Annotated in this window: 18 protein-coding genes and 1 pseudogene; 10 read left to right on the forward strand and 9 right to left on the reverse strand. The window is 70.2% G+C overall.

What is annotated here, in order from left to right; genetic code table 11:
* The first annotated feature begins 10 nt into the window (after positions 1-10).
* Positions 11-1,687: an ABC transporter family substrate-binding protein gene (locus tag ACGFRG_RS23835; protein ID WP_393266925.1), complete on the forward strand. Its 1,677-nt coding sequence runs from the start codon at positions 11-13 to the stop codon at positions 1,685-1,687.
* Between the two features lie 23 nt (positions 1,688-1,710).
* On the opposite strand, the gene ACGFRG_RS23840 is transcribed toward ACGFRG_RS23835, so the two are convergent.
* Positions 1,711-2,022, reverse strand: a complete 312-nt coding sequence (locus ACGFRG_RS23840) for a hypothetical protein (RefSeq protein WP_361424032.1) — start codon at positions 2,020-2,022, stop codon at positions 1,711-1,713.
* Positions 2,023-2,165: 143 nt separating this feature from the next.
* Complete coding sequence (locus tag ACGFRG_RS23845; protein ID WP_393266927.1) at positions 2,166-3,749, reverse strand: PQQ-binding-like beta-propeller repeat protein; 1,584 nt, start codon at positions 3,747-3,749, stop codon at positions 2,166-2,168.
* A 575-nt stretch (positions 3,750-4,324) separates the two neighbouring features.
* Here ACGFRG_RS23845 and ACGFRG_RS23850 point away from each other — a divergent pair.
* Complete coding sequence (locus ACGFRG_RS23850) at positions 4,325-5,437, forward strand: alpha/beta hydrolase (RefSeq protein ID WP_393266930.1); 1,113 nt, start codon at positions 4,325-4,327, stop codon at positions 5,435-5,437.
* 498 nt (positions 5,438-5,935) lie between these two features.
* Here the strand turns inward: ACGFRG_RS23850 and ACGFRG_RS23855 are convergent, their stop codons facing one another.
* Complete coding sequence (locus ACGFRG_RS23855) at positions 5,936-6,577, reverse strand: carbonic anhydrase (RefSeq protein WP_393266933.1); 642 nt, start codon at positions 6,575-6,577, stop codon at positions 5,936-5,938.
* A gap of 148 nt (positions 6,578-6,725) precedes the next feature.
* Entirely contained in the window at positions 6,726-7,313 is a 588-nt protein-coding gene (locus ACGFRG_RS23860; RefSeq protein ID WP_361424019.1) for a cysteine hydrolase family protein, read from the reverse strand.
* A gap of 74 nt (positions 7,314-7,387) precedes the next feature.
* Here ACGFRG_RS23860 and ACGFRG_RS23865 point away from each other — a divergent pair, with 74 nt between their 5' ends.
* Positions 7,388-8,380 (forward strand): helix-turn-helix domain-containing protein, encoded by a 993-nt coding sequence (locus ACGFRG_RS23865; RefSeq protein ID WP_361424016.1) that lies wholly within the window; start codon positions 7,388-7,390, stop codon positions 8,378-8,380.
* A gap of 247 nt (positions 8,381-8,627) precedes the next feature.
* On the opposite strand, the gene ACGFRG_RS23870 is transcribed toward ACGFRG_RS23865, so the two are convergent.
* Positions 8,628-9,302, reverse strand: a complete 675-nt coding sequence (locus ACGFRG_RS23870; protein WP_393266936.1) for an HAD family hydrolase — start codon at positions 9,300-9,302, stop codon at positions 8,628-8,630.
* A 715-nt stretch (positions 9,303-10,017) separates the two neighbouring features.
* Here ACGFRG_RS23870 and ACGFRG_RS23875 point away from each other — a divergent pair.
* On the forward strand, positions 10,018-10,179 hold the full coding sequence (locus ACGFRG_RS23875) for a hydrophobic protein (protein ID WP_361424010.1): 162 nt from the start codon (positions 10,018-10,020) through the stop codon (positions 10,177-10,179).
* A gap of 108 nt (positions 10,180-10,287) precedes the next feature.
* Here the strand turns inward: ACGFRG_RS23875 and ACGFRG_RS23880 are convergent.
* Both ACGFRG_RS23880 and ACGFRG_RS23885 read right to left on the reverse strand, forming a co-directional pair.
* Positions 10,288-10,793 (reverse strand): annotated as a pseudogene (locus ACGFRG_RS23880) (transposase); the annotation flags it as partial.
* A gap of 170 nt (positions 10,794-10,963) precedes the next feature.
* On the reverse strand, positions 10,964-11,308 hold the full coding sequence (locus tag ACGFRG_RS23885) for a hypothetical protein (protein WP_393266939.1): 345 nt from the start codon (positions 11,306-11,308) through the stop codon (positions 10,964-10,966).
* A 529-nt stretch (positions 11,309-11,837) separates the two neighbouring features.
* Here ACGFRG_RS23885 and ACGFRG_RS23890 point away from each other — a divergent pair.
* The 5 genes from ACGFRG_RS23890 to ACGFRG_RS23910 all read left to right on the forward strand — a co-directional run bounded on the left by ACGFRG_RS23890 (position 11,838) and on the right by ACGFRG_RS23910 (position 15,180).
* Positions 11,838-12,347, forward strand: a complete 510-nt coding sequence (locus ACGFRG_RS23890) for a DUF6328 family protein (protein ID WP_361424004.1) — start codon at positions 11,838-11,840, stop codon at positions 12,345-12,347.
* Positions 12,348-12,586: 239 nt separating this feature from the next.
* The gene (locus ACGFRG_RS23895) at positions 12,587-13,129 is read left to right on the forward strand and encodes a type 1 glutamine amidotransferase domain-containing protein (RefSeq protein ID WP_361424001.1); all 543 of its coding nucleotides are present in this window, start codon (positions 12,587-12,589) and stop codon (positions 13,127-13,129) included.
* A 52-nt stretch (positions 13,130-13,181) separates the two neighbouring features.
* Positions 13,182-13,352: a hypothetical protein gene (locus ACGFRG_RS23900; RefSeq protein ID WP_393266943.1), complete on the forward strand. Its 171-nt coding sequence runs from the start codon at positions 13,182-13,184 to the stop codon at positions 13,350-13,352.
* 61 nt (positions 13,353-13,413) lie between these two features.
* Positions 13,414-13,770 carry a DUF6479 family protein gene (locus tag ACGFRG_RS23905; protein ID WP_393266946.1) on the forward strand — a complete coding sequence of 119 codons (357 nt, stop codon included), beginning with the start codon at positions 13,414-13,416 and terminating at the stop codon, positions 13,768-13,770.
* 558 nt (positions 13,771-14,328) lie between these two features.
* A complete protein-coding gene (locus ACGFRG_RS23910) occupies positions 14,329-15,180 on the forward strand; it encodes a Rieske 2Fe-2S domain-containing protein (protein ID WP_393266949.1) in 852 nt (283 codons plus the stop codon).
* A gap of 105 nt (positions 15,181-15,285) precedes the next feature.
* Here ACGFRG_RS23910 and ACGFRG_RS23915 read toward each other — a convergent pair whose 3' ends face one another.
* Positions 15,286-15,888 carry an ANTAR domain-containing protein gene (locus ACGFRG_RS23915; RefSeq protein ID WP_393266952.1) on the reverse strand — a complete coding sequence of 201 codons (603 nt, stop codon included), beginning with the start codon at positions 15,886-15,888 and terminating at the stop codon, positions 15,286-15,288.
* Positions 15,889-16,024: 136 nt separating this feature from the next.
* Here ACGFRG_RS23915 and ACGFRG_RS23920 point away from each other — a divergent pair, with 136 nt between their 5' ends.
* A complete protein-coding gene (locus ACGFRG_RS23920) occupies positions 16,025-16,372 on the forward strand; it encodes a helix-turn-helix domain-containing protein (RefSeq protein WP_361423987.1) in 348 nt (115 codons plus the stop codon).
* Positions 16,373-17,156: 784 nt separating this feature from the next.
* Here ACGFRG_RS23920 and ACGFRG_RS23925 read toward each other — a convergent pair.
* The gene (locus ACGFRG_RS23925) at positions 17,157-18,002 is read right to left on the reverse strand and encodes an alpha/beta hydrolase (RefSeq protein ID WP_393266955.1); all 846 of its coding nucleotides are present in this window, start codon (positions 18,000-18,002) and stop codon (positions 17,157-17,159) included.
* Positions 18,003-18,082: the final 80 nt, after the last annotated feature.

Below are 18,082 nucleotides of genomic sequence, written 5' to 3' on the forward strand. Positions count from 1 at the left end.
CCATTTCGCCATGCGTACAAGACTGGCCCTGCCCGTCGCCCTCGTCGCCGCCGTCGCCGCCACCGCGTGCCAGTCCTCCTCCGACAAGGGCACGGCGAAAACTGACGGCAAGGACGTGCAGAAGGTCGCGTCGTCGGTCGCCGACTACAACCCGCAGCCCTACGAGAACATCAAGGACGGCGGCACCTACACCACGGTCGGCACCTTCGACGAGCAGGGCAACCCGTTCAACGTCAACTCCACCCTCACCGCGTCCCGGGTGTGGGCCTGGTACAACGCCGACGCGATCACGTACTCGCCCACCGGGGAGGTCCAGTACAACCCGGACTACTACAGCGACGTGAAGGTGTCCGTGGAGGGCAGCAACCAGAAGGTCACGCTGACGATCAACCCGAAGGCCACGTTCAACGACGGCACGCCGATCGACTGGACCGCGATCCAGGCCACCTGGAAGGCCAACAACGGATCGGACAAGGCCTACGCCGCCTCGTCCACGGACGGCTACGACCGGATCACCTCCGTCGAGCAGGGCAAGGACGCCAAGCAGGCCGTCATCACCTTCAAGGGCGTCAACGCCGCCTGGTCGAGCCTGTTCACCACGTTCCTGCACCCCAAGGCCGCCACGGTGGACAACTTCAACAAGGCGTACGTCAAAACAGCCCACCCGGAGTGGGGTGCGGGTCCGTACACCGTCGGGACCTGGGACGCCCACTCGGGCAACATCACCTTCGTCCGCAACCCGAAGTGGTGGGGCAAGAAGGGCAAGCTCGACAAGCGCGTCTACGTCAACCTGGAGTCGACCGCGGCGGTCAACGCCTTCAAGAACGGTCAGCTCGACTACACCTCGGCCTCCGACGCGGAAAGCCTCAAGCAGGTCAAGGGGCTCAAGGGTACGGAGATCCGCAGCGGCGGCAGCCCGTTCGAGTACGCGCTGTACTTCAACACGAAGTCGTCCGTCCTCGCGGAGAGCGATGTCCGCAAGGCCGTCCAGCAGAGCGTCGACCGCAGTCAGATCGCGAAGATCCAGTTCCAAGGGCTCGGCTACAAGGAGCCGCTGCCCGGCTCGGCCGTGCTCTACAGCTTCCAGAAGGGCTACCAGGACAACGTCTCGGCCGTACTGAAGTACGCCCCCGACGAGGCCAAGAAGACCCTCGACGCGGCGGGCTGGAAGCCCGGGGACGACGGTGTCCGCGTCAAGAACGGCAAGAAGCTCGAAATCGGCTACACGCTTCTGGGCGATGACCCGCTGGCGAAGGCCACCGCGGGCGCGTTCGCCGCGATGCTGAAGCCGGCCGGCGTCCACCTCGTCATCAAGAAGGCCGACGACGCGGACTTCTCCAAGATCCTCAGCGAGCGCCGGTTCGACCTCTTCGTGTCGGGCAACCGCTCCATGGACCCGTTCGGCGCCCGCTACCTGTGCGACTTCTACTGCTCCGACCGCGACTCCAACATCACCGGTTCGGGCACACCGGCGCTGGACAAGGAGATCCATGCGGCCTCCGACATCGCGGATCTCGACCAGCAGATCGCGGCGGTCAACAAGGTCGAGCAGAAGGCGCTCCAGCAGTACGCCTTCCTGCCGCTGTACAGCGGCCCCTCGACATACGGCGTGAAGAAGGGCCTGGCCAACGTCGGCGCGACCATCTTCAACAGCCCGCTGCCGGAGACGGTCGGCTGGCAGAAGTAGGCCCCGCCTTCCGAGTTGCCTGGTTACGGCTGTGGTGCGGCCGCGTCGATCTCGTCTTCGAGGGCGTCCTGGGCCGTCTGCTCGTCCTGCGCGACGCCCTCCTGGTAGGCGGCGAGGTATTCCGGGGTCGTCAGCGGGGCACAGGCCGGCGGCGTCGGTGCGGAGGGAATCCGCCCGGTCTCGTCCGGGGGCAGGGCCGCCACGGCGTTCTTGCACTCCTCGGCGATCTGCGCCTCGGAGTTCGAGGACGGGGCGGCGGGGGCGCTGTTGCCGCCGCACGCGGTGAGCGCGAGGAGGAGCGTGGAGCCGAGGACAACGGTGCGAACGGTGTGCATGGTTCCCCTTGTACCGGTTGTACCGGGTGCGATGGGCGGGCTGGAGGCGCGTGACGAGCCTTCGTAGGCTAGAGCACTGCCCGGCCTGGTGCGGGAGACCGAGCCCTTGGGTCCGGTCTCCCGCACACGCCGAAGGGGGGTGCTCACACGAGATCGAGCGGCCGGTACGCGATGATCCGGCTCCCGGCGGCGACGTACACGGTGTGGTGGGCGATGGACACACCGTTGCTCGCCAGCGCGGCCACGGCGTCGGGCGCGCCGTCGAGCGCCAGTGAACGGCGCAGGACCGGGATCCCGGTCGCCGCGTCGAAGGCGTCGAGGAAGCCGGTCGAGTCCACCGTGTACGCGACCCCGTCCGCGACGGCGACCGGCTGGTAGTGGATCCCGTCCGCGACGGGCGAGACCCAGCTCGCGAGGCTCGCGTCCGGCTTGAAGGCGACCATCTGCGTGCCCGGGAAGACGTCGGCGTACACCTGGCCGGTCGCGGGGTCGCGTGCGGTGGAGGCGCCGTTGCAGACCAGACAGCCGACGCCGACCAGGATCCGGCGCTCGACCTGCATCGAATCCGCCCGTACGACGTGGTAGAAGCCCGACTTCTGCAGGTCCCCGACGAGCAGTTCGCCGGTCGGGCCGCGGAACAGGTTCGGTGCCGCGCCGAAGTCCAGGTCCTGTTGCAGGCAGGCGATGCTGTCGCGGGCTTCCTGGAGCGGGGGCAGGAACGGCGGGAACGGCGGGAAGGTCGGGTTCTCCGGCAGGAGCATGCACGTCGGTCGCGACAGACCACGCACGATCGGGGCGTACTGGTCGATGAGTCCCTTGTAGGAGGCGACGATGGTCCCGAACGTCGGGCTGCCCGGGATCAGATCGATCTTCAGGATCGCGTTGGTCCGCGGGTGCTCCTTCTGCTTGCTGAACGGATTGCCGGTCCCCACGTAGGCGTATCCGGTCGCCGTGTCCACCGCGGGAGTACTCCATACCCCGCCACCGGCGAAGCCCGTCGCCTGGTCGGCTGCCGGGACCGTGTAGGTGTGCTTGAGGATCTGGCCGTCGGACTCCCGCAGGACGGCGAACCCTCCCTGGCCGGTGGGCACTCCCTCCGGGCCGGAGAAGCCCACGATGACGGCCCCGCGGTACACGATCGGGCTGGCGTTGGTGTAGCCGCCCGGTTGCGAGTCCAGCGGCGGGCTCTGCCACAGCCGGTTCCCGGTCGCCGCGTCCAGTGCCAGCACATACGGCCCGCCCGCCTTGTTCACCGCCACGAACACCTGCTGCCCGTCGACGGCGACCGTCGAGACGACCACACCCGAGCGGGTGCCTGTCTGGTCGACGGTCAGATCGATGTGCGTCCGCCACACCCGGCGGCCGGTGTCCGCGTCCAGGGCGGCCACATCGCCGCCGGCGTCGCCGAAGAAGACGCATCCCCGCGCGACGACCGGCGTGCTGGCGATGTCCTCGTACCCCACCACCTGCTCCCGGTTGCCGGTGTCGTAGACCCAGTGCGGCGTGAGCGTGGCGGCCCGCGCCGACGGGAGGTCTCTCTCGTCCTGCTGCGTACGTGCGTTGGTGTAGTCCCTCCCGTACATCGGCCAGTCGCCGCCGGGCGCCGCCGACCTCGAACACCCCAGGGCGTGCGGCGCGGTCCGCGCGGCCGGCGCAGCCGGAGCCGACACGCCGCCGAAGACCACGGCCGCGGCCACGGTGATGACCATGGTGACGAAATGTCGCATGGAGGCCCTCCTCGTCGGAAGAAGTGGTGGGTGGTGGTGTGACGATGTGGCGTGCCCGGTCCGGGCCTTGCCCGGCGATGCCGGTGCCGCGGTACCGGCGGCTGTGGTGCCTGCGGGCCTGCGGGCCGTCGACAGCGCCACGGGCACGTACCGCGCTGCCGACGGCTGACTCGACGGGTTGGACCGAACTGCTGAGGTGCCGTCGAAGCCCCGGTAGTGTCTTCTCCTGTGGCGGCAGTTGCGGTTCGGGCGCGGATTCGAGCGTGTTCTGAGCGTGCCGTGCGGTGGGAGTGTCCGCCGAGTGACCGGATTTGGCCATAGCGTCCACGCGGCGCATGGTGGCGCGAGACAGAGCGCACTCTCGGCGGAGCGCCGCACGCCGGGGCGTACGCCGGGCGGAGACACCACGGGCGCGCGAGACGAGGTTGCTCGGCGCGCCCAGTACGGCGGTCACGGGCTGAGGAGCCAGGGCGGCGACCCGCCCTGGGAACGGATTGCCCCCGATCCGTATCTGTGTAGCCGACACTGGACGTCCAACGGTCCGGGGAGACCCGGCAGAGAGTTTGCGCGGGTTCATGGGCCTGACGAGTACCACCGTTCTGTTGCTGGCAGTCCTGTGCACGGTGCTGCTGTTCGCCGCCACGGTCTGGCTGTGGCCGCGCCTGGCGCGGCAGGGGTGGGTGCCGGTGCTGGGGAGAGTGGGCCTGGTCCTGGCGATCCAGGTGCTCCTGTTCTCCTCGGTGGCACTTGAGGCGAACCGGACGTTCCTCTTTTACGGGTCGTGGGCTGACCTGTTCGGGCAGCAGACGGGGGTTGGGGTGCTGGACCCCCATGCCATCGGCAACCCGGGCGTGAAGCTCCTGGGCAAGCAGGAGGTCGGCGTGCCGGGGTCCGGATCGCCGCAGCTCAGCGGCGAGGTGCAGAAGATCTCGGTGCAGGGGGAGCGGTCGCGGATCGTCAGCCCCGCGTACGTCTATCTGCCGCCGGAGTACTTCAAGAAGGAGTACGAGCACACAACGTTCCCCGCGGTCGTGGTCCTCACCGGCTTTCCCGGCACCGCCGAGAACCTGCTGAAGGGGCTGCGGTACCCGAAGACGGCGTGGACGCAGGTCAAGCAGAAGAAGATGCAGCCGATGATCCTGGTGATGATGCGGCCGACCGTGACGCCGCCGCGCAACACCCAGTGCATCGACATCCCCGGCGGCCCGCAGACCGAGACGTTCTTCGCCAAGGACCTGCCCAAAGCGATCTCGGGGACGTTCCGGGTGGGCACCGCGCCCCGCAACTGGGGCTTCATGGGTGACTCGACGGGCGGCTACTGCGCCCTGAAGATCGTCCTCCAGCATCCCGAGGCGTACGCAGCCGGGGTGGGTCTGTCCGCCGACTACAAGGCGGAGGTGGACCGCGACTCCGGCGATCTCTTCCATGGCAACAAGCAGGAGGAGAAGCGCTCCGACCTGCTGTGGAGCCTGGACCACCTGCCCCAGGGCCACTCCTCGTTCCTGCTCACGACGTCGAAGCACGGCGAGGTCAACTACCGGGCCACCCAGCGATTCATCGCGAAGGTGCACAGCCCCGCCCACGTCTCGTCGATCACGCTCGACACGGGAGGGCACAACTTCAACACCTGGCGGCGGGAGATCCCGCCGGCGCTGGCCTGGCTGAGCGGGAGGCTGCGGGCGAGGTGAGGGCCTGTGACGACACGGCCCGGGCGGGTGCGCGGACCGGTGTCCACCAAGCCCCGGCAGGTCAGGGCCGTTCCGGTACCGGGCGGGACGGTACCGGGGTCGGGTCTTGATGGTTGCCGTGCCGTCAGCCCTGCGCTGCGCCCGCCGGTCGGGCCCGCTCTCAGAGCGTGGCGATCAGACCGTGCAGGATGCCGCCGAGGGCTGCGAGCGCGTGCGCGCTGGTGACACCCAGGGGTTGGGTAACAAGCAGCAGCATTTTGTATTCCCGTCGTAGGGACCGCTCATCATCGCGGCCGTGTGACCGACCAACGATCACCCTGCCCGATGAGACACGGCGTGGCTCTCGGCCCATGCCGGGGGCTACCAGTTCGCCGGCCCGGGTGGCGAAGTCGAGGTCGCGGTGGGCGAGTTCGTTGGCCAGTGCAGCCAGCGGCCTGCGGGTGTTGATGTCGTTCTCCGGGAAACCCCCTCACGCTGAGCGGCCACGGCCGGGCGCGGTCAGGGTGCGGCGGGGACCGTCACATCGAGGCCGCGGGCCGCGACGAGCCGCGCGCTGCCGTCGGCCAGGCGGTAGCACAGGCCCACCACGGCTGCCTGCCCGGCGGCGACGCGCTCCGCGAGTACGCGGGAACGGTCAAGCAGAAGGTCGACGGTGTGCCGTATGTGCTCGGCGAGGATCTCGTCCGGCTGCACGCGTCCGGCGGCCCGCGCCGCCAGCACGCTGGAAGTCACCCGCTCGACGACGTCACGGACGTATCCGGCCGGTGTCATGCCGTTCTCCAGGGCGTCGCACGCGGCTCCGACCGCGCCGCACGAGTCGTGTCCGAGGACCACCACCAGCGGACAGTCCAGCACGTCCACGCCGTACTCGATGCTGCCCAGCACCTCCGCGCCCACCACGTGGCCTGCGGTGCGCACGACGAAGAGGTCACCCAGGCCGCGGTCGAAGATGATCTCGGCGGCCAACCGGGAGTCGGAACAGCCGAACAGCACAGCGAAGGGGCGCTGGGACGGTGCGGTCGCGGCACGCCGGGCGGCGTCCTGGTTCGGGTGCTCGGGGGCGCCCGCCACGAAACGCTCGTTACCGGCCAGCAGCAACTCGAAGGCGTCACGGGGCATCGGAGTCTGCATCTCAGTCACGGCCGCAGCCTATGAGACGGCATCAGTCGTCGCACCGCATATGTACTGCGGCCCGGGGCAATCCCGTTGTCGCGGGCCGCGAGGTGAACACGCATTCCGGCACCGACACCGGCGCCGGGACGGTGGCCCGCACCCCTGATCGGGGAGGTCAGGGGCGGACGGTGGCCACCAGCTCGCCGGTCGTCACCACCCGGGCGAAACCCCCGCCGTGCAGCGAGACGGCGCTCGCCAGGGTCAGCTCGTCGGCCGTCAGACGCCAGCCGTTCGGGCCGGTCAGGTCGAAGGTGTGGGTGGCGTCGAGGGCGACCAGCACGTCGTAGCCGAGGTTGCCGCCCATGCGGGCGGTGGTCTCCACGCACATGTTGGTCTGGATGCCGACCAGTACGACCTGGGTGATGTCCGCCGCCTTGAACCAGTCGTCAAGGTCGGGGGTGCCGTAGAACGCCGAGTTCACGGACTTGGTCACGAGCAGCTCCGGCCCGCCGCCTTTGCCGCGCCGCTCCTGGACGTACTCCTTGAAGTCGTTGCCCTCGTACCCGGGCCGCAGGGGCGAGCCGGGCTGCTCGGAGTCGTGCCGTACGAAGACGACCGGCCGGTCCGTGTCCTGCCAGGCCGCTATCAAGGAAGCGATGTTCTCGTCGGCGGCCAGGTTGTTGCGCGGGCCCCAGAACTCCGATTCGTCGAAGCCCTTCTGCACGTCCACCACTACCAGTGCGGCGTTCTCTGTTATCTCCATGCCCACGATCCTGCCTCCGGGCCGGGCCCGTTCACAGAAGGAGGAAAGACAGCGATCGATGGTTTACTGCCAGGATGACCCAACCGGCACCGGCCCACCGCATCGCCCTGCTCGCTTTCCCCGGCATCCGGGCCTTCGACGTCTCGGTGATCACCGAGGTGTGGGATACGGACCGCACCGACCGCGGGGTCCCCATGTGCGAGCTGCGCCGGGTGGCCGTCGGCCGCGAGGCGGTACCGATGCGCGGCGGGCTCGCGCTCGCACCGGACCGGACCCTGGCCTGGCTGCCCCGCGCCGAGCTGATCCTGGTACCGGGCCTGGACGACGTTGTCACCCCGGCACCCGAGCCGATCCTCGCCGCACTGCGCCGCGCTCACGCCCGAGGCACCACCATCGCCGCGCTGTGCGGCGGAGCGTTCACACTCGCCCAGGCGGGCCTGCTGGACGGCCGCCGGGCGCTGACCCATTGGGCACTGGCCGATCAGCTGCGGGCCCGGCACCCACGGGTGCGGGTCGAGCCGGACGCCCTGTTCGTCGAGGACGGAAATCTGTGGACCTCTGCCGGCACCGCCGCCGGCATCGACCTGTGTCTGCACCTGATACGCGCCATGCACGGCGCGGAGGTGGCCGCCACGGTCGCCCGCTCCATGGTCACCGCACCATTTCGGACCGGCACCCAGGCCCAGTTCATCGAACACCCGACCCCGCCCGCCGACCGCGACGCGGACGCGCTGGCCGAAGTACGCTCCTTCGCCCTGGCGCATCTCGACGAACCACTCACCGTGTCCGCACTCGCCGCCCGTGTCGGGATGTCGCCGCGCTCCTTCGCCCGGCACTTCGCGGCGGCCACCGGAACCACCCCGCTGCGCTGGCTTGTGGACCACCGCATCGCCATGGCCCAGAGACTCCTCGAACGCACCGACCTGCCCATGCCCGAGGTCGCCCGCCGATCCGGTTTCGGCAGCGAGGTCACCATGCGCCAGCACTTCGCGTCCCGCCTGGCGACCAGCCCACGCGCCTACCGCACCTCGTTCGCGGACAAACCACCCTCTGGACAAGGGCGTTGACCGCGGGGCAACCACGACGCTCACCCGAGCCAGGGTCTGTATCCGCTCGTGCCTCGACCTGCGGGGCGGCCCTGTGGCGGTGGCCAGCCTCCGTGACACCGTGGAGCGCGGCTTCGCGGTGAGGGACGACGGAGCGGCTTCCGGCGACCAGGAAGTGGATGTCCAGCTGCGGCTGCGCAGCGGGTGACAGGGCGCGGGGCGTCTGCGCCTTCGGGCGGGCGAGCCGGTGGGCGCCATCGGCTCCGCGTCAGCCGCGTCGCTCAAGCCGCGCCAGCGGGCTTTCGTCGAGGCAGGACAGCAGGGCGGCCGGGCCGTCATACACCGCCGTGGCGCCGGCCGCTTCCAGGTCGCGGCGTGGGATGCCGCCCGCGAGCACTCCCACCGACAGCACTCCGGCCGCGGCCCCCGCCTTCATGTCCCACACTGTGTCGCCGACGAACACGGACGACCCGGGATCCGCCCCGGCCAGGTCGAGCGCGCGGTGCACGGGGTCGGGCGCGGGCTTGCCCGACTCCACGTCGTCGGCACCGGCCACTCCTGCGATGACGTCGTCGGCGTCGATGGCCCGGCGTAGCGCGCCCAGCTCAGCGCTGCCCGCCGAGGTCGCCAGGACCACGCGCCAGCCGCGGTCGTCCAGCGCCCGCAGCAGGTCCCCTGCCCCTTTGATCGGCGCGAGCCGCTCGAAATAGGTGGCGTACAGGGCGGTGTGCGCGGCACTCAGCTCGGAGTCCTCGTCACGGTCCCGGTCCTCTCCGAGCAGCCGGGCGATGAGATCCTCCGAGGGCAGTCCCACCGCCCGGTGGACGGCGTGGGTCGCCACCCGGTGCCCGGCCTGCCGGAATGCCTCCCACCAGCACACGACGTGCAGGTGGTTGGTGTCCACAAGAGTGCCGTCCACATCGAAGACCGCCGCGCGTGTCATGTCCTGCCGCCTTCCGGGTCGCCCAGTGGCTCCCGCCTAGCGAAGCACGGCCGCGGCCTCCGCGGCATCCGCTGCCGGCCGAGGACGGGGTGCCCGGGTAAGGGCCGACCGGGCGGAGTGCAGAGGGGAGGGGGCGGCGAAGGCGCCGTGGGCACTGGGGGCGCCCGGACGCCGTCCGGGGGTTGCCGGAGAATGCCGGGACCGGTGCCCGGCGCGGGCGATGCGGTCTGCCGCGAGAAGTAGCCCGTACGGGCGAGATGGCGGTCGAGCAATGCAGGGGCGAACCGGCCGGCCCACAGCGTGGCGACCGTGGAAGTACGGATGCAGGGCTGCTTGCGGCGGGGTGGCCGGCACCATACGTGACGGCGTTGGCGGCAACCTCGGGCGATCGACAGGCGGTACCGGCTGTGCGTGGATGGGCAGCCGTGAGCACACCCGGGAAGAGCTGCGGCGTTCACCACTGCGGGCAACTCCACCGCCGTAATGCGCACGGGCTGTCGCGGTGCAGCCGTGCGGTGCGTGCCGAACGGCGTTGGCACAGGTGATCACAACGGTCCGCGGCATCGTGTCGTCCTGCCCCTCTCTCGGTGGTGGGGCCTCCCCGGGGTACCCCTGCTGGGGATTCTCCATGCTCGCAATAGTGCCCCCGGCAATTCTCCAGTGAAATGTATGGAGAGGCGGATCGGGGGCACACGGAAAGCTGGAGGTGGACTCAATGGTCCCTTTGCTTCTTGTTCTGCTGCTGGCACTGATCCTCTTCGGTGCCGGATTCGCGGTGAAAATCCTCTGGTGGGTTGCGATCGTCGTCCTGGTCCTGTGGCTCATCGGGTTCGTCGCCCGGCCGCGGGGCGGAAGCGGGCGCTGGTACCGCTGGTAGGCGAATTACGGGCGGTACAATGCCATGGTCCGGAATTCGCGGCGCTAAAGGCTGTCCCGCAATGATCGTCTGAGGCGTATTGCGCCTGCTTCGTGGTGTGCTCTTCCGCTATCCCGAGAGGGCTAGGTCGTGGAGGCGTGCAATGCCACGCATGGCGTGGTGGACACCGTCGCCCTTGAGGCGGCAGTCGCGCAGGACTTTCCACGCCTTCATCCGTGCGAAAGCATGCTCGACTCGCGCGCGGACTTGTTTGTGGGACTTGTTGTGGGCCGGTTTCCAGGCGGTCAGGTCTTCGTCCTTGCGCCGTCGGTGGGCATGATGAGTCCGGTACCCGGGTAGCCGCCGTCCGCGATCGTCGTGGTCTTGCCGACGGCGGCCTCGGCCCTGGACTCCGCCCACGCCTTGCAGTCGTTGCGGTTGCCCGGCACGGGCTGGCCGACGATCAGGCCGGCGGCGGACTTGGATACACCGAAGAGCAGGGCCAGCTGCCGCATCGTCAGGTTGGTCCGCCAGTACGCGGCCACCGGCAGGACCCGGTCCGCCGGCGGCAGGCTCCAGGGCCGTCCCCGTCGCATTTCACCGGCACCTTCACGCCGCGGCGCGGCGAGCAGCCTGTGACCCCTGGTAGCGCGCCGGACTGTGCCGATCCCCGTTCAGTCTCAGCGCATCCAGCCGAGGCAGGCGCCGGTCGGCCGCAGCCGGATTCTGTCCGCACAGTCAGCCGCCCCACACGGGGCGCTGCATGGCAGGTGTGGGGCGACAAGAGTCGTATGAGGTGTGTGCGTCAGTTTGAGCCGACGATGTAGACCGACTTGAACGTGATGTCGTTGGCGACCTCGCCGCCGGGCTTCAACGTGGTCTTCGTTCCGGTGCACTCCTCGTCGGCGTAGATGACGACGGTGCTGGAGAGCTCGTTGCGGGCGCCGAAGGCGACCTGCGGCGTGCCGGCGAGTTCGGTCGTGTTGTAGCAGTACTGGACCTTCGGGTCCAGTAGCTGTCCGTTGGAGGGGTTCGCCGGGTCGCCGTAGTGGTAGTCGAAGGATCCCTCCACCGCGTGAGCGGAGGAGGGGACGCTCACAGCGAGGACGAGGGCGCCCAAGGCGGCGCCGAGAGTGTGACGAAGACGCATGGGGGAGGTTTGCCTTTGCTCGGCGGCTGTCGGTTGACGGCCGTCTGTCCCCGAGGAGCTTGGCCGCAAGTCTCGTTCCACATGCCGCGACTCGAAGGCGCGCGGAAGTGATCACGGGGGCGCGTAAGAGAAGCCTCCGCGCCGCAACGGGCACATGAATCCGCCATAGCGAACGCACGACTCACCGCACGCGGAGCCCCGATCGTCACCGTCAACGCCCGCGGGGCTGGTGGGAGGACCAGCCTGCCACCGAGGTCTTGAGGCTTTCGGCGCGCAGCTCACGCAGGCTCGTCTGCGCCCCGCTGAGGGCGGAATGGACGAGCAGGAGCACGCCGCCGGGGCGCAGGCAGCGCGGGTGCCTCGCGGCAGATGCGGCGCAGCAGGCGGCCGTCGTGACCTGCGTCCCACGCCTGCGCGGGGCCGACCTGATTGCGGTGCGTCACCAGCGGGTACCGAGGCGAGACCGGCCTCGCACCGCGCGCGGGGCGGCCAGCCGTGCCGGTGCGCGGCGGAGTACCAGGAGGACGCGATGGACAGGCATGGCGACGGCACACGGAGCGTCGACGACGGCCGCGACGAGACTCCCGCAGGGCGCGCCGACCGCAAATGGGGTGATCTCCTCCAGGAGATCAGGGTGGCGCAGACGGGCGTGCAGATCCTGTTCGGCTTCCTCCTCACCGTCGCCTTCACACCGGTCTTCCACCAACTGGGCTCCACCGACAGGGCGATCTATCTCTGCACCGTGGTCCTCGGCTCGGTGACGACCGGCGCCCTGGTCGCACCCGTCTCCTTCCACCGGCTGCTGGCCGGGCGCCACATCAAACCGACTGCCGTCGTGTGGGCGTCCCGGCTCACCGTCACCGGCCTCGTCCTGCTGCTCGCCACCATGAGCTCGGCGCTGCTGCTGGTGCTCAAGGTCGCCTCGCACGGCGACTACTGGGGGTGGCTGGTGGGCGCCGTGGTCGCCTGGTACCTGCTCTGCTGGCTCGTGCTGCCCCTGTGGGTGCGGCACCGGCACACCACCGACGAGCAGGTATGACGGTTGCCGGCCAGGGCGCCGGGGCAGCCCCGCGGGGAAAATCCAGAGGAGCCGCGTTGGCTCGCTCTGCGACCGCGGGGCACTTGGACGCGGCACGGGCACCTTCACCGAACCGGCGGGGCGCCCACGTGCCCGTCACAAATGTCGCCGCGGCCCCCGACGTCGGACATGCTCGGTGACGGGCACGGCGGAACGGCGCGGGCCGGGACACGCCGCCGGGACAGAAAGGAGCCAGAGCCATGCGGGTGGCATTTCTCGTGGCGCCGGAAGGCGTCGAACAGGTCGAGCTGGCCGAGCCGTGGCAGGCCGTCACCGGAGCGGGCCACACCGCCAAGCTGGTGTCCACCACGTCGGGCACGATCCAGGCGTACCACCATCTCGACAAGGCTGACACCTTCCCCGTCGACCTGACCACCGACGAGGCGCGGGCCGACGACTTCGCCGCGCTTGTGCTGCCCGGCGGTGTCGCCAACCCCGACGCGCTACGCCTTGACGAGGACGCGGTCGCCTTCACGAAGGACTTCTTCGACGCGGGCAAGCCCGTGGCGGCCATCTGCCACGCGCCGTGGACGCTCGTCGAGGCCGACGTGCTGGGCGGACGCACCCTCACCTCGTGGCCCAGCCTGCGCACCGACATCACCAACGCGGGCGGCACCTGGGTGGACGAGCCCGTCAAGGTCTGTACCGGCGGCCCCAACACCCTGATCACCAGCCGCAAGCCGGACGACCTCAAGGTCTTCTGCGAGACCGTGCTCGAAACGCTCAAGGAACGCACTCCCTGATGCCGTCGGTGCAGCACCCCGACGACGAGCCGCCCGGTCGGCGGCCGACGAGATGAACGCGCTCGTCAGGGCCGTGCCGGGGTGGCTGCGCCCGCTGTACCACCACAGCTCTCCACTCGGTCGGCTCGAAGACCGCTACCCCATGGGCGCCCTGGTCGCCGTCCCCGCCGTGGTCGCGATCGGCCTGGTCCTGGACGAGCACGTCGCCTTGAAGACGGAGTGATCCTGACCCGCCCGCAGAGGGGCGGGCCGTTTCGAGTGGGTCCCCGCGGTACCCGCACAGGATGACGTCTCTCCGTGGGCAACTGGCCGTGAACCACGGGCTTGTGATCGGCGCCGCGCCCTTCGCCATCGGGGTGGCGCTGGTGACGCTGCTGGTAGGAGCCGTGTGGTGGGGCCGGCGGCGACAGGCTCGCGCCCCCGGCCCGCCGCCTCCCGGGGAACAGCCCCGGGTTCCCGGGTCCGGCCCGGTCGGCGAGGTCCTCGAACGCCGCGAGCCCGCTGAGGTGCCTCGCGGCCAGGGCCGCCTCACCCCCCACCAGTTGCCCAACTTCGGCAACCAGGGCACGCGCCGAGCTGACGATCAGTCGATGCCGCCGCCCGAGGAAGGGCAGAGCGGTGCCACGCCCCAGGCGGGTTGACCGGATCCAGCGGGTCCCCGCTGGACGAGCGAACGCGACAGGCTGCTCAGCCGGCCAGGCAGTCGACGCCCTGCAGGCGCCCGGGACATCGACGACGTCGGGTGGGGGCGGCTCGCCGCCGAGTTCGGCCCGGAGCAGCTCTCGACGTGCTGATGCTGTCCGGCAGATACCGCGCCATCAACCTCGTCGGCGGTACGGCCGCCCATGTTCATCCCGGGACGGCTCAGGTACGTGAGACCGCTCGGACCCGCGGAGGGCGCGGGCGGAGGACTTCGGCAGCCGGGCGACGCAGCCCCGCACCTGGGTTCCCGACCGGCCGCGGCCCCGCGTGCCAGAGGCCTTCGCTTCGTATCAGCCCGTCCGCGAACCCACCAGCGGACGGGGGCAGGTGCGCCGATGATGCCCGTGTACGGGTAGAACCGGGCGACTGGCCGTTTGGCTCCGGGCCGGGGAGGTTAACCGGATCCCATGCGATTGCTGTCGGCGAAGTTGGCGTCGGCCGGGGCGCGCTCCCCGGGACGAGGCGATGGGGACGAGTGTGATGCTCCGAAGGACGCCTTGCCCAAGGCTCTGGACGCGCTCGGCGAGGTACAGCGGCTGGACAAGGTCATCGGCGCGTTGCAGCGGGCCGCCCGAGCGCTGCCACTGGGGCCGTTCCGCGCCATCCTCCAGGGGCGGCCCATCGGGCATCCGCTGCACCCGGTGCTGGTGCAGGTGCCGATCGGTGCGTGGACGTCCGCAGCGGTGCTCGACCTCGTACCGGGCGGCGGACGCAACGCGCGTCTCCTGGTGGGCATGGGGGTCGTCTCCGCCGTGCCCGCAGCCTGGGCGGGCTGGGTGGACTGGGCGGAGCAGCCCGAACGGCAACTGCGTACGGGAGTGGTGCATGCCGCGTCGAACGGCATGGCCATCGGCCTGTACGCCGGCTCATGGGTCGTACGGGGCCGTGGCAAGCCGGTGCTCGGCAGGCTCCTGGCGTTCGCCGGGCTCACCGTGGCGAGCGTCGCCGGACTGATCGGCGGTCACCTCGCCTTCCGGCAAGCGGTGGGCGCCAACAAGACGGTGCCCGTCGACCACCTTGTGGAGCCGGGGTGGCACACCCTGGGCAGCGCCGCGGAGTTCGCCGAGGGGCAGGCGGTCCGGCGGATGCTGGATGGGGTCGCGCTGCTCGTGGTGCGGGAGTCGGACGGCGCATTCCACGTCCTGGTCGACCGGTGCAGCCACATGGCGGGGGCGCTGTCCCAGGGCGAGGTGGCCGACGGCTGCGTCAAGTGCCCGTGGCACGGAAGCGTCTTCCGGCTGGCGGACGGCCGGAACGTAGGGGGACCGGCCACGGCGCCCCAGCCCACCTTCGAAACCCGGCTGACGGGGGAGGGTGCCCTGGAAGTAAGGCTCCCCGGCGCCCTCTGAGCCCTCCCGATCCGTGGCGGGCTGTTTACGTCCACGCGCTTGAATCGGCCGAAGGGGGCGAGGACAACGGGACCGGCGAGCAGCTGCCGCCCAGTCGTCGGCTGTTCACGTTCCGCCGCCCGGTGCGGTGGTGCACTTGGCGACCGCGGCGGACAGCGGGTCCCGCACGGCGCGGGGCAGCGGGGCCCCCGTGGTGGAGTCGACCACCTGCTGGGCCAGCCGGTGGAGCTTGATGTTGGTGTTCTGGGACGTCGCGATCAGCACCCGCCAGGCGCCCTCGGAGCTGAGGGCGAAGGTGGCCATGAGGATGCCGCGGGCCAGGTCTATGGTTCCCCGGCTGCGCATGGCCCGCCGCAGTTGCGCGAGTTCGACACACGGGTCGTCCTCCGGCCCCTCCCGGCGTGGGGCTGACGCCTCGGCGCCGTCGTCCGCCGTGACGCTCAGCAGAATGCCGACGCCGGAGCAGTCACAGAACTCGGCACCTCTGACCGCCAGGTCGACGGTGCCACCCGTGCGCAGAACGTGCCGCAACGCGTCGTCCTCCGCGAGGTCGAGTTCGCCCCACACGTTGATGACCATCCTGTCGCCACCGGCGTCACCGGAGACGGCGAGCCCCGACAGCCGCTGGGTGCTGGTGGCGGCAGGCCGCGCACAGGTGGCAACCGGCGGCCCGGCGCCGGGCCGGTCGGACTGAAATGACTCGCGCATGGCCAACTCTCCGTCCCGTTAAGAATGTTGACGGTTCCCGAGCCCAGACTTGCCCCGCCCGCGACATACGTCAAGAGATACATGAAGCCGCGTTCCAGTGTTACGGTGCACGAACTGTCGGGCCTATAGTGAGGCCATGGGTGGAGTTCCGGAATCACACACGGGATGGACGTTTCTCACCAACCACGCGCGCGTGCTCGCCGCCATCGCCGACGACCAGACGGCGCGGATCCGCGACATCGCCGCCCGTTGCAGACTCACGGAGCGCGCTGTGCAGAAGATCATTTCTGATCTGGAGCAGAGCGGCTTCCTGTCCCACACCCGTGAGGGCCGCGGCAATACCTACCGCATCGAGCCGGGCAAGACCCTGCGCCACCCGACGGAGGCCGAGGCCGGGCTCACGGTGGCTTCCCTGCTGGGCCTGCTCGTCCATGACGAGGCCCACCGCAACGACCAGCCACACCTGCCCGCGCAGCAGCGATGACAGCCCCGGCGTCCCCCTGACGCTACCCGAGTCGGAGCGGCGCCCGCCCCAACTCCCGTACGAACAGGGGAGTGTCGGCGCAGGGGAGTAAGTGATCGTTTTTCAGAATGGGTTCGCAGCCGGCGGAGGCAGATGAGGCCGCAGGCCGGCTCGGTGAAGACGGCGGCGTTCGGCAACAGCCCGGACGCAGATCCGGCTGCGGAGCCGGCCAGCCTCGCCAGCACCATGCGAACACCGAGGCGGTGAACGAGCCGAGCGCGGCGCCGCCGAGAGCCAGGACCGGCAACGCCACCGAGGGTCCGGCCGCCGTGCCGATGAGCGGCGCGAGAGTAAGAGCCGTCCCCGCCAATACCAGCGCCGAGACCGTGGGCACGGCTGACCCGTGTCAGCGGGTTGGCGCGGGTGTGCTACGGCTGCCCAGCACGGCCATGGCCGCGAAGGGAGCCGACGTCAGCGCGGCCGTGAGGGCCGGCAGGGTCGGCCGGCTTCCCCTCCCAGCGCGAGCGGCAGCGCCAGCGCGCCGAAGCCCACGGTGGTCAGCAACACGCGTAACACGCCGACCCCGTCAACGCGCTGCGCGGCCGCGCCTCGCGTGCGACATGAGTGCCACCGGCACCGTGACCAGGAACACCGAGCGCCAGCCGAGACCGAAGAGGTCGGCGCCGATGAGAAGTCCGCCGATCAGCTGTCGCGCTCAGTACGACCGGCAATACGAGCCGCCCGCCGCCACCGGCCGCGAGCTGTCCCGCTGAGGGACGGGAACCCTTCCTGGGCCGATGCCGGCTCACGAAGCGAGGGCCGCGGCGAGTTCGCCCGGCCGGGCTGCGAACGGGCTGTGGCTGCCGGGCAGGGTGTGCACGGTGAACGGGTTGCCGGGGAAGGCCCGGTCGGCTTCCGCGATCATGAGGTCTTGCGCGTCCGGTGCCAGCGCCCGGTCCTCGGCGCAGCGCAGGAAGGTTCGTGGAATTCGTCCCCAGCGTGCTGCGGTCAGGGTGACTGGAGTCGTCGGGATCGCCAGGGGCAGGTCAGGGCTCAGCGCGGACCGCCACCGGTCAAAGCGGTCCAGGGGGGTGTCGTGGTAGTGCGTTTCCCGCAGTTCGTCGAGGTAGGCGGGATCCGATGAGAGCGGATTGATCCGTACGGCGCCCAGGTCCGCGGGGTCGCCGAGGTTCAGGTTCCGGCCCAGCGCGGTGGCGTTCTCGGGTGAGCCCAGATAGTCGAAGAACCGCGGCCGCCCGCCCGGGACGAAAGCGGACAGGTAGACGATCCGGTCCACCAGCTCCGGCGCCCGCTCCGCGGCCAGGGACGCGGGACCGCCGCCCGCGCTGTGCGCGACGAGCACGACAGTGCGATGGTGACGCACCTGGTGCAGGACGCTCAGCACTGCCTCGGCGCAGTCGTCCATCGTCAGGGTGACGAGCCGTGACTTCTCGGTCAGCAGGCCCGGCTGGCCGGGCAGCAGATACCCAGTGGGCAGGGGTGCGTCGAAGCCGTGCCCGGGCATATCGACGGCCACGCTTGCGGCGCCCAGTCCGGCCAGCGCGCGTTGCGTCGCTGCCCACTGTCCGGAGCTGTGCCAGGCGCCGTGCACGAAAACGAAGACCGTGTCGGTCAGAGATACGTACGTCATGGCCCCATTCCAGACAGGGAACCACAGCACCATCCATCTATAGATCTGGTACGTGGCATGGCAATACCTTTGAGGTATTG

Origin of the sequence: Streptomyces sp. NPDC048696 (assembly GCF_043198895.1) — a bacterium.
GTDB lineage: Bacteria > Actinomycetota > Actinomycetes > Streptomycetales > Streptomycetaceae > Streptomyces.

What these genes read in the sequence shown, in the direction of transcription:
- ACGFRG_RS23835 (WP_393266925.1), top strand. Translation starts at nt 11, where the DNA reads ATGCGTACAAGACTGGCCCTGCCCGTCGCCCTCGTCGCCGCCGTCGCC.
- ACGFRG_RS23840 (WP_361424032.1), bottom strand. Translation starts at nt 2,022, where the DNA reads ATGCACACCGTTCGCACCGTTGTCCTCGGCTCCACGCTCCTCCTCGCG.
- ACGFRG_RS23845 (WP_393266927.1), bottom strand. Translation starts at nt 3,749, where the DNA reads ATGCGACATTTCGTCACCATGGTCATCACCGTGGCCGCGGCCGTGGTC.
- ACGFRG_RS23850 (WP_393266930.1), top strand. Translation starts at nt 4,325, where the DNA reads ATGGGCCTGACGAGTACCACCGTTCTGTTGCTGGCAGTCCTGTGCACG.
- ACGFRG_RS23860 (WP_361424019.1), bottom strand. Translation starts at nt 7,313, where the DNA reads ATGGAGATAACAGAGAACGCCGCACTGGTAGTGGTGGACGTGCAGAAG.
- ACGFRG_RS23865 (WP_361424016.1), top strand. Translation starts at nt 7,388, where the DNA reads ATGACCCAACCGGCACCGGCCCACCGCATCGCCCTGCTCGCTTTCCCC.
- ACGFRG_RS23870 (WP_393266936.1), bottom strand. Translation starts at nt 9,302, where the DNA reads ATGACACGCGCGGCGGTCTTCGATGTGGACGGCACTCTTGTGGACACC.
- ACGFRG_RS23875 (WP_361424010.1), top strand. Translation starts at nt 10,018, where the DNA reads ATGGTCCCTTTGCTTCTTGTTCTGCTGCTGGCACTGATCCTCTTCGGT.
- ACGFRG_RS23885 (WP_393266939.1), bottom strand. Translation starts at nt 11,308, where the DNA reads ATGCGTCTTCGTCACACTCTCGGCGCCGCCTTGGGCGCCCTCGTCCTC.
- ACGFRG_RS23890 (WP_361424004.1), top strand. Translation starts at nt 11,838, where the DNA reads ATGGACAGGCATGGCGACGGCACACGGAGCGTCGACGACGGCCGCGAC.
- ACGFRG_RS23895 (WP_361424001.1), top strand. Translation starts at nt 12,587, where the DNA reads ATGCGGGTGGCATTTCTCGTGGCGCCGGAAGGCGTCGAACAGGTCGAG.
- ACGFRG_RS23900 (WP_393266943.1), top strand. Translation starts at nt 13,182, where the DNA reads ATGAACGCGCTCGTCAGGGCCGTGCCGGGGTGGCTGCGCCCGCTGTAC.
- ACGFRG_RS23905 (WP_393266946.1), top strand. Translation starts at nt 13,414, where the DNA reads ATGACGTCTCTCCGTGGGCAACTGGCCGTGAACCACGGGCTTGTGATC.
- ACGFRG_RS23915 (WP_393266952.1), bottom strand. Translation starts at nt 15,888, where the DNA reads ATGCGCGAGTCATTTCAGTCCGACCGGCCCGGCGCCGGGCCGCCGGTT.
- ACGFRG_RS23920 (WP_361423987.1), top strand. Translation starts at nt 16,025, where the DNA reads ATGGGTGGAGTTCCGGAATCACACACGGGATGGACGTTTCTCACCAAC.
- ACGFRG_RS23925 (WP_393266955.1), bottom strand. Translation starts at nt 18,002, where the DNA reads ATGACGTACGTATCTCTGACCGACACGGTCTTCGTTTTCGTGCACGGC.